At 49.6% G+C, this 13,730-nt stretch carries 17 protein-coding genes; 5 read left to right on the plus strand and 12 right to left on the minus strand.

What is annotated here, in order from left to right; all coding sequences use genetic code 11:
* Positions 1-321 (plus strand): hypothetical protein, encoded by a 321-nt coding sequence (locus tag I4W93_RS17210; RefSeq protein ID WP_205312227.1) that lies wholly within the window; start codon positions 1-3, stop codon positions 319-321.
* On the opposite strand, the gene I4W93_RS17215 is transcribed toward I4W93_RS17210, so the two are convergent.
* The 4 genes from I4W93_RS17215 to I4W93_RS17230 form a co-directional block, all read right to left on the minus strand.
* On the minus strand, positions 290-658 hold the full coding sequence (locus I4W93_RS17215; RefSeq protein WP_369408128.1) for a Crp/Fnr family transcriptional regulator: 369 nt from the start codon (positions 656-658) through the stop codon (positions 290-292). The genes I4W93_RS17210 and I4W93_RS17215 overlap by 32 nt on opposite strands.
* Complete coding sequence (locus tag I4W93_RS17220; RefSeq protein ID WP_205312225.1) at positions 659-1,057, minus strand: Crp/Fnr family transcriptional regulator; 399 nt, start codon at positions 1,055-1,057, stop codon at positions 659-661. It abuts the gene before it with no gap.
* Between the two features lie 114 nt (positions 1,058-1,171).
* Positions 1,172-1,924, minus strand: coding sequence for a Crp/Fnr family transcriptional regulator (locus I4W93_RS17225; RefSeq protein WP_224673527.1), 753 nt, complete (start codon positions 1,922-1,924; stop codon positions 1,172-1,174).
* 91 nt (positions 1,925-2,015) lie between these two features.
* Positions 2,016-2,327, minus strand: a complete 312-nt coding sequence (locus I4W93_RS17230; RefSeq protein WP_205312224.1) for a BON domain-containing protein — start codon at positions 2,325-2,327, stop codon at positions 2,016-2,018.
* A 319-nt stretch (positions 2,328-2,646) separates the two neighbouring features.
* Here I4W93_RS17230 and I4W93_RS17235 point away from each other — a divergent pair, with 319 nt between their 5' ends.
* Together I4W93_RS17235 and I4W93_RS17240 are read left to right on the plus strand one after the other, a co-directional pair.
* Complete coding sequence (locus I4W93_RS17235; protein WP_205312223.1) at positions 2,647-2,793, plus strand: lmo0937 family membrane protein; 147 nt, start codon at positions 2,647-2,649, stop codon at positions 2,791-2,793.
* Positions 2,794-2,807: 14 nt separating this feature from the next.
* Entirely contained in the window at positions 2,808-3,467 is a 660-nt protein-coding gene (locus I4W93_RS17240) for a diguanylate cyclase domain-containing protein (RefSeq protein ID WP_205312222.1), read from the plus strand.
* Here the strand turns inward: I4W93_RS17240 and I4W93_RS17245 are convergent.
* Together I4W93_RS17245 and I4W93_RS17250 are read right to left on the minus strand one after the other, a co-directional pair.
* Positions 3,464-3,712, minus strand: a complete 249-nt coding sequence (locus I4W93_RS17245) for a GNAT family N-acetyltransferase (RefSeq protein WP_205312221.1) — start codon at positions 3,710-3,712, stop codon at positions 3,464-3,466. The genes I4W93_RS17240 and I4W93_RS17245 overlap by 4 nt on opposite strands.
* Positions 3,709-3,975 carry a hypothetical protein gene (locus I4W93_RS17250; protein ID WP_205312220.1) on the minus strand — a complete coding sequence of 89 codons (267 nt, stop codon included), beginning with the start codon at positions 3,973-3,975 and terminating at the stop codon, positions 3,709-3,711. The genes I4W93_RS17245 and I4W93_RS17250 overlap by 4 nt, the downstream gene beginning before the upstream one ends.
* 150 nt (positions 3,976-4,125) lie before the next feature.
* Here I4W93_RS17250 and I4W93_RS17255 point away from each other — a divergent pair, with 150 nt between their 5' ends.
* A complete protein-coding gene (locus I4W93_RS17255; RefSeq protein WP_205312219.1) occupies positions 4,126-5,355 on the plus strand; it encodes an NRAMP family divalent metal transporter in 1,230 nt (409 codons plus the stop codon).
* 3 nt (positions 5,356-5,358) lie between these two features.
* Here the strand turns inward: I4W93_RS17255 and I4W93_RS17260 are convergent, their stop codons facing one another.
* The 4 genes from I4W93_RS17260 to I4W93_RS17275 form a co-directional block, all read right to left on the minus strand.
* Positions 5,359-6,135 carry a substrate-binding periplasmic protein gene (locus tag I4W93_RS17260; protein ID WP_205312218.1) on the minus strand — a complete coding sequence of 259 codons (777 nt, stop codon included), beginning with the start codon at positions 6,133-6,135 and terminating at the stop codon, positions 5,359-5,361.
* A gap of 295 nt (positions 6,136-6,430) precedes the next feature.
* Positions 6,431-7,819, minus strand: a complete 1,389-nt coding sequence (locus tag I4W93_RS17265; RefSeq protein WP_205312217.1) for a hypothetical protein — start codon at positions 7,817-7,819, stop codon at positions 6,431-6,433.
* Positions 7,820-7,945: 126 nt separating this feature from the next.
* Positions 7,946-8,437, minus strand: a complete 492-nt coding sequence (gene ilvN / locus I4W93_RS17270) for an acetolactate synthase small subunit (protein WP_205312216.1) — start codon at positions 8,435-8,437, stop codon at positions 7,946-7,948.
* Position 8,438: 1 nt separating this feature from the next.
* Positions 8,439-10,196: an acetolactate synthase 3 large subunit gene (locus I4W93_RS17275; protein ID WP_205312215.1), complete on the minus strand. Its 1,758-nt coding sequence runs from the start codon at positions 10,194-10,196 to the stop codon at positions 8,439-8,441.
* Between the two features lie 363 nt (positions 10,197-10,559).
* Here I4W93_RS17275 and I4W93_RS17280 point away from each other — a divergent pair, with 363 nt between their 5' ends.
* Positions 10,560-11,405 carry a tetratricopeptide repeat protein gene (locus I4W93_RS17280; RefSeq protein ID WP_205312214.1) on the plus strand — a complete coding sequence of 282 codons (846 nt, stop codon included), beginning with the start codon at positions 10,560-10,562 and terminating at the stop codon, positions 11,403-11,405.
* Between the two features lie 16 nt (positions 11,406-11,421).
* On the opposite strand, the gene I4W93_RS17285 is transcribed toward I4W93_RS17280, so the two are convergent.
* Positions 11,422-11,808: a response regulator gene (locus tag I4W93_RS17285; protein ID WP_205312213.1), complete on the minus strand. Its 387-nt coding sequence runs from the start codon at positions 11,806-11,808 to the stop codon at positions 11,422-11,424.
* Positions 11,805-13,664 (minus strand): ATP-binding protein, encoded by a 1,860-nt coding sequence (locus I4W93_RS17290; protein ID WP_205312212.1) that lies wholly within the window; start codon positions 13,662-13,664, stop codon positions 11,805-11,807. The genes I4W93_RS17285 and I4W93_RS17290 overlap by 4 nt, the downstream gene beginning before the upstream one ends.
* Between the last annotated feature and the right edge of the window lie 66 nt (positions 13,665-13,730).

Genomic DNA, 13,730 nt, shown 5'->3' on the forward strand with positions numbered 1-13,730 from the left:
ATGCAGCATGATCAACAGATTGCTAAGCTGGTGGCGCAATTGCCCCGGCAACGCCAGCAGTTAGCCGGTCAAACCAGCGCAGTGACACAAGCGGTGTATCGTGGCCTGAGTTCACCTGCATCGTTGTCTGTGGCCGTTGTGGCGGGTGCTATGCTTAGTTGGCGCTGGTTTAAGCCAACGCCGAGCCCTGAGCAACACAATAAACATTGTGACGAAAGCGCAATAGCAAACAGTAAGTTATCTGCAGCACCAATCGGCAACCTGCTGCGGCAAAGTCTGTCTGGCGCATTTATGGCGTACCTTGTGCGCAACCTTGCCTGACTAATTGTTCAGCTGCAGACTGCTGCGGTTCACCGAGGACGCGCTGATAATCATCTAGCCCTGCCTGATAACACTCACAGGCAAGCTGCTTTAATGCATTGCGGTCTAAAATACTAATCATGCCTCTGCTATAACGGATAAATTGCTGTTGCTGCATAATGCCGGCAGCAACAGTAATACCACTGCGACGTACACCAAGCATATCGGCCAGAAACTGATGTGTCAGGTAAAACTGACTGCTATGGGCGCGATCATGGCTCATCAACAGCCAGCGTGCCAGCCGCGGGCTTAACTCGTGAAAGTGTGCACAGGCGGCACTTTGCGACAGCTGTGCCAGTTACACAAACAGGTATTGCTGCAGTACATGCTGCAAATGTGGGCATAGCAACAAAAATTGCCCTAAGTCGGCGACATCAATACGCCAGGCGGTACCCTTACCTTGTACTACGGCCTGCATCGGCGCTGTGGTCATGCCCAACGCCAGCGTAACTCCCAGCATGCCTTCGTTACCTATCAGTCCCATCTCCAGCGGCTTATGCCCCTCGAGTTTGGTAACCAACGAGATAAAACCACTAAGTGGAAAGTACAAATAGCGGTAACGCTGATTCGGCTCGCACAAAATATCGGCAAACTCGAGCTGCACCACATCGCAGTATTGCAACAAAATGTGGCGTTCTTTGCTGCTAAGTAACTGCAACAGATGATTGGTGATAAGTGGTACGGTCGACACAGACATAAGAGGAGCTCCCGACACTGGCATTGCCACTATGGCGCAAGACAGGTGCCGCGCAGCCTTGAACTGTCAGCATAGTGGCCTGCAGCAGCAGCGTCTGTGCGCTACAACACTGAGTTACATCGCCAGTTTACATAATGGCAGTAAGCGATCGGTTTCAGCTTTAACAACGTCGTAGCATTCGCAGCTTAGCTGTTCAAGTTTAGGCCGGTTGGTAACCACAATATGGCCGCGGCTGTAATCAATTACACCTTGTTTATGTAAGCGGCCGGCGGCTTCGGTTACGCCTTCGCGGCGCACGCCAAGCATATTGGCAATCAGCTCCTGAGTCATCACCAGGTGGTTATCTTTTAGCCTGTCTAATGACAACAGTAACCAGCGACATAATTGCTGGTCAATGCTGTGATGGCGGTTGCATACTGCGGTTTGCGCCATTTGGGTTATTAATGCCTGCGAGTAGCGCAGCATTAAATGCAGCAACTCACCGTGGCGGTTAAATTCGTCTTTCATCCGTTGGCCCAGAAGGCGGTAAGCAAAGCCGCTACTTTGTACTATGGCGCGGCTGGTGGTGCTTTCGCCGCCCATAAACAGCGATACCCCAATTAAACCGTCAAAACCGACTACTGAAATTTCAGCTGATGAACCGTTTTCCATCACATACAGCAAGGACACTATGCAATTGGTTGGAAAATACACATAACGCATCACATCGCCGGATTCATACAACACCTTACCCAGCGGCATTTCTACCAATTCCAGGTGCGGGAATAAACGCTGTTGCACTTCGGCTGACAGGGCATTGAGCAAATGGTTCTGCGTTGGTTGATGTTGCGTCGTAGACCTGCTTTGCAATGGTGCCGGCATTGACATTATGTTTGTCCTTTCCATGATATTGACAGTTTAACAGTATGGTTAAACAGACTGTTAACTCTGTGCGCTAGCGAACATAAAGCTCAAGGCGCTATTTTACCTGCATCGAATTTTTAACCGAGGTAACGCCGGTAATGCTGCGCGCCAAGCGCATGGCAGTATTTATATCGTCTTGTGAACTGACAAAACCACTTAGCTGCACGGCACCTTTATAGGTTTCGACATTAATTTCACTTACTTTGAGCGAGGCGGTATTTAAAATAGCCGCTTTAACCTTAGTGGTAATTACCGTGTCGTCGATATATTCACCGGTACCTTCGCGGGTGTTGGTGGCGCCGCAGCCCAGCAGCGTCAGGCTGAACAGACTAAGAAAAAATAACGCATAAATATTACGTGTTTTCATGGTTGAAACTCCGGTTAAATAATGAGCTTGTTAGTGCTGATGGTGTGCAGTGTGTTACTGAACCCGTTGACAGAGCTGAGCTTAAGCCTTTGTCGCCGGCAGCTCTGTGCGCCATCGCACCTTAACAAGGGGTTAGATTGGTGTGGAAACTTATTATGCGGCGGCAAAGCCGGGCCAACTGCCGCGTTAAGTGACGCTACTTTGCATAGGCCTGCTTATTCAAGCGGTTTTTTAATGCTGCTGTGTTGTATAGCGCACATACAACAGTATTACCCTGTCGCATAGTAAATGCCCTTATACCGTTATCAGGCAGAACCTTATGTTAGAAACCATCATTGTACTATTGGTTATTTTATGGGCACTGGGGTTGGTGTCTTCTTACACCATGGGCGGCTTTATTCATATATTGCTGGTCATTGCATTGGTGGTGGTGGCGGTGCGGTTAATCCGTGGCCGCAGAGTTTAACCGGGAGAGTGACGATGCAGAGTAAACCCGGCTTTATTAGTCATATTCACAGCCTGTTGCCGCAGGAGTTAAAAATACTCAGGCAACCGCGGCGCAGCTATGCTGAGTTGCAACGCGCACTGCAGCGGGCGGAGACCATTACCGAACGCACCTTATGTGAGCTGTTGGCGCTGCGGCAAAGCCAGCAGTTGGGTAATGAGGCGGATACGCCGGACTCGCAGCAGTTGCAACATCAGTTACGGTTTATGCTTAAGCAAGCAAAGCGTTGTAACAAAGGCTTTGCTCTACTGTTTGTGCAACTGGACCAATATAAGCATATCTGTGATAACTACGGCGCCCGGCTTGCTCAGCAGGTTAGTGAGCTGGTGTTGGCGCGGTTGATGGCGGTCGTACGTGATTGTGACAGCGTATGCCGGCAAACCAATGACAAATTTTTGCTTCTGATAAGCGATGTAACACGCGTTTATGATGCCGTATTGGTGGCAGAAAAAGTGATACAGAAACTGGCGGTATTAAACGGGCTTGTGCAGGAGCCGTTGGGGTTGTCGGTCAGTATCGGTATCAGCCGTTATCCGCAAGATGGCAACGACGCAACTATATTAATAGAACTCGCTGCCGCCGCTATGGCGCACGCACAAAACCGTGGCGGCAATCAGTTTTCTTTATTGCGTTAGCGCAAAAATTTCTGCACGTAGCTGCAGCTGGCATACAGTTGATACTGCTGGCTTTTGGCCCAGGCCAGGCCGTGGCGCACCAGCTTTTCTGCCAGGCCTTTGCCGCGAAAAGCTGGTGGTACAAAGGTATGGTGAAAATTAATATTATTGCTGTTTACCGTGTAGTCCAATACAGCCTCTGCGCCAGCCAGTTGCAACACAAAGCGTTGTTGTTCAGCTTGATGCAGAATTAGTGGCTCTGTCATACGTCATCTTCCAGCCAGGGGGTTGCCGGCAACAGCGCCAAATGCGCAGCATAACGGTCTAAATTAAAGCTTTGCTGATGTTCAATCACGTCTATCATTTCCGGCGCAAGGGCGCAGGCAATCAGTTCTATGGCCTCGTCACGGCTATTGCCGGTCATGCGCAGCCGCATTAGGGTTTCGGTAACTTGCTTTGGGTAATTGTCTGCCAGCTGGTTTTCGACTACTTCAAACAGCATGGCCTGATCGAGCTGTTCATCGCTCATGGTTGCCTCAGTTTTGCATGGGGGTGGCGCCAGTATGAAAGAATTCGCCGGCGTTGCCAATTGCTGCAGCAAAAAAGCGTTTAGCAGATAGTATTTCAGCAGGGCTTTGGCTAAGCTGAGGCCTAATAAAAACCAGACAGAACAATAACTATGCAACAACCAAGTTTGTGGCGTGGCCGCATGCAAGCGCTGGGGCCGGGTATTTTAATGGCGACAGCGGCCATCGGCGGCTCGCATCTGGTGGCCTCTACGCAGGCCGGCGCCTTATTTGGCTGGCAGCTGGCCTGGCTAATATTACTGGTGAATGTGCTTAAGTACCCTTTTTTCCGCTTTGGCGTCGAATACACCTTAACTCGCAAAGAAAGCCTGTTGGTAGGGTATCAGCGCAAAGGTCGCGGCTATTTTTACAGCTTTATTGTGTTAAATATTATTGCTGCCGTGGTGAATACCGCCGGCGTGCTGCTGCTTACCGCCAGCTTGTTGCAATACGCCTTGCCGGGCAATTTGTCAGTGACGTTATTATGCTGGCTCATTTTAGCGGCCTGCTTAGCCATTTTACTGCTGGGCCATTACAAGGCACTGGATAATGTCGCCAAGCTGATCATGATTTTGCTGACCATTACCACTGTAATTGCTGCTGTTATTGCCTGGAAAAATGGCGCTCAGGCGCCGGCAAGCTATGTCGGCCCATCACCCTGGACGTTGGCCAGTTTGGGCTTTTTGGTGGCGTTAATGGGCTGGATGCCGGCGCCGATAGAAATCTCTGCTATTAGTTCGCTGTGGATGAAGGCGAAGCAGCGCGATGTAACGATTACCCGGGCTCAGGGCTTATTCGATTTTAACGTCGGTTATTGGCTTACCGCTGCTTTGGCACTGGTGTTTTTATCCTTAGGCGCGCTGGTGCAATACGGCAGCGAGCAAGCCATAGCCCTGGCCGGTGGTGCCTTTGCCCAACAGCTAATGTACATGTATGCCAGCACCATCGGCGATTGGAGTGCGCCCTTAGTGGCGCTGATTGCGTTTTTATGTATGTTTGGCACTACCATTACTGTGCTGGATGGCTATGCCCGTACGTTACACGCTTCATTTGCGCAACTGGGCTGGATAAAGCATAAAGCGGCACTGAATTACTGGCTGCTGGCACAGGCCGGCTGCGGTATGGCGGTTATCTTGTTTTTTAAAGCCGCTCTGGCGCCGATGCTAACCTTTGCCATGACACTGGCTTTTTTAACCACGCCGGTATTTGCCTGGCTGAATTACAGCCTGATGCGCGGCGACGGCGCTATAGTGCTTAGCACGCCGCTGAAAATATTAAGCTGGGCTGGTCTGATTTATTTGAGCAGTTTTGCTCTGGTGTTTTTATGGTGGTTTGGTCGCTAACAGTTAAAAGGCAGGTAAAAAATGCTGGTCCAGATTGTACTTGGCCAGCAGTGCCAGCCACTCGGGATCATTTGGCATTGTGACCACCAGCTCATGCAACTCATGTTGCAACTCCAAATCCGCGCTGCTGAACATCAGGCTGCGGTTAATGCTTTCATGCGGCTCATCGGCAATATAAAACTGGGTTTTATCTTCGCCTTGCAAAAATATGTAATTCAATGTCGACAGGCTGATAATGGCAAAATCACCCCGGCCCAGGCGCAACATATCCAGCACATGCTCTTCCTGCAGGGTGTCTACCCGCATTAAATTGCCATTATTCAGTGCCTGCTCAATGCCAACATAACGATAACCTTGCACGCCTAAAAGGGTTTTGCCTTTCAACCCGACGGGGCTAACGTCAGATACGGCATTTTTTTTCAACGATATAAACACATCGCTGTCGCGCAATATCGGCTTGGAAAAGCGCATGCGATCACCAAGTTGTTTAAACCACACTGGCTGCACGCCTACAACCACGTGCGGAAACGGCCGTTGCAACATAGCGTCAAGCCGTTTGCGTGGTACAAACTCAGTTTTATACCAGTATTTAGTGCTGCGTTGGTTTAGGTAATGTGCCAGCTCAAAATACAGCCCTTGCTGAGTACCTAAATCGACGATAAAGGGGGCTTTCAGATGATAGGTAAGCAACAGCACTTCCTGTCGCTGCTGCGCCGCCGCCGTATGAACAAACAGGGCAGTAACAACAAAAACCAACATGCTAACGTGTTTAAGTGACATGGCTTAATCGGCTGCAAGCGCGAGATAACCTGACTATAGTGCAGCGCCAAAAAAGCTGCCAGCGTATTGTGCTGCTGACAGCTACTTTTCTAAAACGCCGGGGTTTTCACTACGGGCGTTGCCCGAAGCGCCGCTGGCATAATTGGCGTAGTACCCAGTGTCTTAATAAACGCGTCTAGCTTGTCGCTGGTGCAATCCAGCTGAATAGTGCAGCTAAAACTGCACTTCGCGGCTGGGTAGTGCAACTCGCGCCTTACGGTATTGGTTATATCCGCTGTTTTTGTGGTAGGAGATGTTAAAACCACTTCAGAACCAGGCTGTCGATGTTGTCGTTATCTGCAAAGGTGGCGTTAATTTCCAGCTGGTCATCGTAAACCACCAGCTGGCCTACGGTTTCAAAGGCGTCAGGGTGTTGCGCCATAAAGTGTTGCCGGGTTGTCGGCAATGAAAACAAGCTGAGTAAGTGCTGCAGCGCCTTTAAACTGGCGTCTTGTGTTAACAACGCCAGCTGCACTTCGCTGAGCCCATTATCAGAAAACACGGCTGCCAGCTCGGGCCGGTATAACTGTAAGCGTTTTTGCTGCTGGATGGTGCTGTAGTGTGGTACAGCTAATTGGCTAAACAGCTTTGCCCAGCCAGCGTGTTGCAATGGTGCAGCGGCAGGGTGCTGCGCCAAAGCGCCTAGTTGTTTCAGCGTGGGTAATTGTAGCGCAGGTAAAGATGCTGCGGCCGCATTCGCAACACTCACTTCTGCCAGCTTGATCTGTTGCTGTGCAGATTTAATATCAAAGTACTGGTTAAAACTGAGCCGTATTACCGTTTGCTGATGCTGCAACATAAACTCGGTGGCGCTAAGCTGTTGTAGTTGTGTTTGATAATGGGCTTTTATATCGTCTAGCAAGCTACGCTTACTGAACCTATCATCTAGCAGCCAATTTGCTAGTTTGGCATGTCGATCTGCAGAGAGTTGTTTCGTGAGTGGATAGGCCAGGGCCTCAGAAGTATGACCGGCTTTGATTAACTTATCGTCAGAAAATGTCAACCAAAGCTGATTACCGTAAGATAAAACGAAATCATTGTTTTCATGCAGATAAAAGCTGTCCGGTTGGCCAAACAGAGCCTCTGCCTGTTGACGACTACTACCAAGACGTATGCCGTGATAACCGGATGTAAAACCAATGTCGCCGTTGTCGATGCCAGTGTGTTGCTGTGCCATACGCGGTACTATCGTGGCACTTATCTGCATTTTAACGGGAGCTGTTTCCAATTGTCGCTTACCCTGTGCATTGTAGCGGGTCAGCTGCAGTGGCTTTGCGCTGTCTTCTACACACAGTTCAATAACGTCTGCCTCAAGTCGATAAAGAATTTCAGTCTCTAAACGCGATTGGGTAAAGGTTGCGCGATCCCTGGATAATTGTCCGGTTACTTTTTGCAAAATAACAGCATCACCTTTGCCTGCTGCTTTTTCGCGTAATTCAGACAAGGCGCTGGTTAAAACCTGTTCGTGTTTATGGTCGGCGTCACTCTCGGTGCTGCCGAGCCGGCTGACGGTGGAGATCTGTTGTGTAATCTTGTAATCACAGCGTGGATAAGCGTCCAGTATCGGCGGTAATGTTGTCGCCATAGCAGCAGTGGTTGCGAACAGTAAGCTAACAGCAGTACTGAGTGAGCTTATTTTTATCATTATTCACGTTTAGATATTCATAAATATGAACTCAGGTTAACGAAAATTTGCGGATAAACCAACACTGAAATGGCTGTTATAAATAAGCCCGCCGTAACAGCGGGCTTACGGTGTTGCGACGTCGTGTTACAGTGCTAACGTTTTTTCACCACGGGCAATGCCCGAAGCGCCGCTGCGCACCACTTCCAGAATTGGCGTAGTACCCAGTGCTTGAATAAAGGCGTCCAGTTTGTCGCTGGTACCCACCAACTGAATGGTGTAGGTAATTGGCGTCACATCAATTATTTGGCCGCGGAATATATCGGCGCAGCGTTTTACCTCTTCACGTTGGTTGCCGCTGGCCTTCACCTTTACCAACATAAGCTCGCGCTCTATGTGCGCCGCTTCGCTGATATCAGACACCTTAACCACTTCAATCAGCTTGTGCAGGTGCTTGCTGATTTGCTCTATAACCTGATCATTGCCATGCGTTACCAGAGTTAAACGAGACAAGGTTGGGTCGTCTGTGGGCGCCACGTTAAGAGAGTCAATGTTATAGCCGCGTTGTGCGAACAATCCGACTAAGCGGGCTAAAGCGCCGGATTCGTTTTCCAGCAGAACAGAAATAATATGCCGCATGTTAAGTCCTCTCTGTCTTGCTTAAAAACATATCATTCATCGCACCACCAGGTATTTGCATCGGGTAAACATGCTCTTTCGGGTCGATATGAATGTCTAAAAACACCAGCTGATCTTTCAGTGCAAAAGCACGTTCCAACGCCGGTTGTAGCTCTTCTGGCGTAGTAACGCGAATGCCGACGTGGCCATAGGCTTCGGCCAGTTTGACGAAGTCGGGTAGGGAATCCATGTACGAGCTGGCGTAGCGTGACTCGTAGTTCATGTCCTGCCACTGCTTTACCATGCCTAAATAGCCGTTATTCAGGTTAATAATTTTTACCCCCAGGCCATATTGCTTGCAGGTAGACAGCTCCTGAATATTCATCTGAATTGAGCCTTCGCCGGTGACACAGACTACGTCAGCATCAGGGTAGTTAAGCTTAACGCCCATGGCTGCCGGCAAGCCAAAACCCATGGTGCCCAAGCCGCCGGAGTTGATCCAGCGGTTGGGTTTGTTAAACGGATAATACTGTGCAGCAAACATTTGGTGCTGGCCAACGTCGCTGCATACAAAAGCGTCGCCTTTGGTAATTTTGCTCACCTGCTCAATAACGTACTGCGGTTTGAGTAGCGGCGCCGCACTGTCGTAGCGGCCGCCGTGTACGGCGCGCCACTGGTCTATTTGTTGCCACCATTGGCTTAGTGCCGCGCTGTCTAACTTTTTCTTTTTCTGTTTCAGCAATGCCAGCATATCGGTCAGTACCGGTTTTACCAGGCCGACAATGGGAATATGCGCGTTGACGGTTTTACTGATACTGGCCGGGTCGATATCAATATGAATAATGGTAGCGTCGGGGCAGAATTTTTTCGTGTTGTTAGTTACGCGGTCGTCAAACCTGGCACCCACCGCCAGAATAACATCGGCGTGATGCATAGTTTGGTTGGCTTCGTAGCTGCCGTGCATGCCCAGCATGCCGATAAACTGTTTATCGCCTGCCGGGTAAGCACCCAGACCCATCAGGGTGTTGGTTACCGGCAGATTCAACAGCTGCGCCAATTCGGTTAACTCACTGGACGCGTTGCCCATAATCACGCCGCCACCGGCATATAAAATCGGCTTTTTTGCCGCCAACAGTGCCGTAACGGCCTTTTTTATCTGACCACTGTGGCCTTGCTGCTTTGGCTGGTATGAGCGCAAGCTAATTTCCGTTGGGTAGTGATAAGGAAATTTTTGGTTTGGCATGGTCATATCTTTTGGGATATCCAACACCACCGGGCCTGGCCGGCCGCTTTGGGCGATATGAAACGCCTTTTTAATTAAGTATGGAATATCTTCCGGCCGGCGTACCGACATGTTGTGCTTACAAATTGGCCGCGAGATGCCCAGCATATCGGTTTCCTGAAACGCATCGCCGCCAATTAAATGGCTCATTACCTGGCCGGTAAGCACTACCATAGGGATCGAATCCATGTAGGCGGTAGCAATACCGGTAACGGCGTTGGTGGCACCAGGGCCAGAGGTTACCAGTACTACGCCGGCTTTGCCGCTGGCGCGGGCATAAGCATCGGCCATGTGGGTGGCGGCCTGTTCGTGACGCACCAGTACATGCTTAACTTTATTTTGTTGAAACAAGGCGTCGTAAATGTGCAGTACAGCACCGCCCGGGTATCCGTACAGATACTCCACGCCCTCATCGGCAAGGGCGCGAATTACCATAGCGGCGCCGGACAACATTTCTGTTGTTTTGGCTAAGTCGGCTGACTTGGTCTGGCTGGTCATGTTAGTTTCTCATAGTTTGCTGTGGCAACGGCTACACGCCACGGCTTTGCAGGCAAAGTCGCGGGTGAGTTATTTTTAAAACAGCCTTTTGGCTGCTTATTTTGTTTGCTACGTGGACTGGTTGAACAGGATAAGCTGTTAAACTCAAACTATGGCGCTTTGGTTTTTTGCTGCTGTGCAGTCGTTTTTAGTGCGCTGATTTAATTTACGTTATAGGCGGCCTGATGTCGATGCTTTTTTCCGGTAGTTTTGCCGCTTTTATCAGCATTCGTCAGGGTTGCAAAGGCGCAGTCATGCCCACATAGTACAACTATTACCACTGCACTATCGGGCATTTGCCGCTAACAGAGGACTTACCTTTTTATGCAACACGCTATCGTTGATGTTTCGTTAAATAATGCCCGTGAGGTTTTGGATGCCTCAATGCAAAAACTGGTGTTATTTCAGTTCTGGTCGGCACGCAGTGAAGGCTGTAAACAATTAAGCCCTTTATTGGAACGCATCGTCCAGCAATATCCGCAGCACTTGTTGCTGGCTCGGGTTGATTGCGACAAAGAGCAAGACTTGGCGATGCAGTTTGGTGTGCAATCTTTGCCAACGGTGATGCTGATTAAAGAGGGTAGGCCGGTAGATGGTTTTGCCGGGGTAGAAACCGAGCAGGTGATTCTGGATAAGTTGGCGCCATATTTGCCCAAGCCGGAGGATGAATTACTGGCGCAGGCAGAACAGTTGCTTGGTGTACAAGACTTTGCGGCGGCTTATCCATTGCTAAAAGATGCACTGGCATTGGCGCCTCAGCGCACCGAAATTAAGCTGTGGCTGGCTGATGCTGCTGTAAGTTTGGGCCAGTTGCCGCAGGCCGAAGCGTTGCTTAGCGAGATAAAGCTGGCAGAGCAAGATGCGCTATTCAAAGCCGTGGTGGCGAAATTGCAGCTGGCAAAAGAAGCTGCCGATACGCCAGAAATTCAGGCGCTGGAAGCGGCATTGGCCGCAACGCCGGACAACAATGAATTAAAAGAGCAATTGGCAGTGCAGTATCAGGCAGTGCAGCGCAGTGAAGAAGCTTTGGCATTGTTATTGGGTGTGTTGCAGCAAGATTTAAATTTTGGCAGCAGTAAAAAATTGTATCTGGACATTCTGGCGGCGCTGCCCAAAGGAGACAGCGTCGCCAGCTTATATCGACGTAAATTATACAGTCTGCTGTACTAGATTTGCCTGGCGTGTGCTAGCGCTGAAAGTCGAGCCAGATTTTACGGATCTGGTCCGACAGTGTCATTGGATCAAACGGCTTTATGACAACATCAACTGCACCCAGCGCTTTGTATGAGGCGACCTCATTGCTTTGCACTTTGGCTGTCATAAACACCGCAGGTATAGCCGACAAGTCATATTGCTGTTGTAAACGCTGTAATGTGGTAGGGCCGTCCATTCCCGGCATCATTACGTCTAACAATATCAGTTGCGGCGCAAAGTCTGGGTAGTCGTTAAGGGCTTGCTGGCCGCTACTGCAGGTATGCACAGTAAAACCCCCCACGGCTTCCAATGCAATTTTCGCGACTTGCTGAATGGAAGGGTCATCTTCGATATGCATTATTCGGTGTAATTCAGTCATAAGCTTACCTCGTTAAATTCGTTGTCGCTGACCAGCGGTAGTAAGATATAGAACTCACTGCCCTTACCCATTTCGGAATAAAAACCTATGTTGCCATGCATGCGGGTGACCAGCTGCTGGCTGATCGCTAACCCGAGGCCGGTTCCACCTTTGCTTTTACTGTCAGAGCTGTCGGCCTGTGAGAATTTGTTAAAAATAGCCGAGTTAAACTCATCGCTGATACCGCAACCACGGTCAATCACCCGGATCAGTGCCTGATTGTTTTGACGTTGTAGCCGAATATCTACCGTACTGTCGGCAGGCGAAAATTTAGCGGCGTTAGACAGCAAATTGGTCAGTACTTGTTGCAGCCGCATGCTATCGACATTGGCCCACAGATCATCTGTATCCGCCTGCAGCTGATATGTTACCTGATATTGCTGGCCATAACTTTGGTTATCCCGAACCGCAGCTTCAATCACCGGTAATAAAGGTTGTGGTTGGATATCAAACAACATTTTGCCCGCTATAAGCTTATCCATGTCTAGTAAATCGTTAATCAGCAGTTGCAACTTTTTAACATTTGCAAGTGCCAGCTCTGTCATTTTTACCGCCGGCTCTGGCAGCTCGCACAGTACCTGGCCGTGCAGCAAACCTATAGCACCGCTGATGGCAGTTAGTGGCGTACGCAGTTCATGGCTCACGGTGGAGACAAACTCATCTTTTAGCCGTTCAATTTTTTTGCGCTCGGTAATGTCACTGATAAAACCGTGCCATATAACACTGCCATCACTTTGCAGCTCTGGCACGGAGCGGCCAGTTACCCAAATTATTTCTCCGTCGGGATACTGCACTCTGTAATCCTGCTTCCATAAACATAGCTGTGCAGCTGACTGGTTAATACTGTCTTGCACTTGCTGTATATCGTCCGGATGAATTAGAGCAAAAACCGGTTCTGCACTTAGCTTGACCTGTTCGGGTGTCAGGTTGTAAATAGTGCCAATGCCGTCACTGCAATAGGGGAAGCATGCACTGCCATCCGGAGATAGTTTAAATTGAAATACCATGCCTGGCAGTTGGCTGGCGATTTTTTTTAGTCGTTCGGCAACTTCGATTTGCGCTTCAAGATAATGTCGCCGTTCAATAGTGCTGCCAATCCAGCGCGCCAGTAAACTAACAAAATCACGTTCTAACTGGCTAAATGGCAAGGTTTTTGTTTCGGCAGATGAAAAGCTGACTGTGCCAAAGGTGTCGCCATCAACGTGCACTGCTGCGCCAATATAACTTTGCAGCGCAAATGCCTCAAAGCAGGGATGCGCGGCAAACTCGCTGGCACTCATACGGTGCACCGCAAACACATCGTTCGCCGCCAGAGTTATGCTGCAATAAGTTTGTCCCAGGTCAAAATGGCTATCGTCTTGCAACAGGCCGGGCGGCGCGCTATGAACCAAGACCTGATAATTTTCGTCTTCAATCCGGCTTAAGATGGCAATGGGTAGCTGGAGGTAGTCTGCTGCAACCTTTAGTGCCTGGCGTAACTGCTCGCGCCAATCAGGGTTAAAGCTGGCGGCAATATTGTTCAACGTACTTAGCGCTTGTTGATACTTCTGATTTTGTATACTTTCGCGTTGTTGTTTTTGTTCCTGCGACTGCTGTAGTTCTCGCATCAGGCGGCGGGTGACGCGTTGCATGTCAGACAATAATAACAATAACAGCAGCTCGCTAACTAAAAAGGCCAAAGCCCATTTTTGCAGCACACTGGTTGTTTGTTGCTGTTGGTAATCTTGCCAGCCCAGCCAACCGAATAGTACCAGCAGCAGTACACTGCCAAACCAGGTAATAAAATTGCTGGTACTGCTAACGCGTTGAATTATCATAGCGGCCTTAATCTATGCGACAGTGTTACTATAAAGCACAAGCGCAAGCCTGGCAAAACGATGGGC

It is taken from the genome of Rheinheimera maricola, from assembly GCF_016918075.2.
Classification (GTDB): Bacteria; Pseudomonadota; Gammaproteobacteria; order Enterobacterales; family Alteromonadaceae; genus Alishewanella; species Alishewanella maricola_A.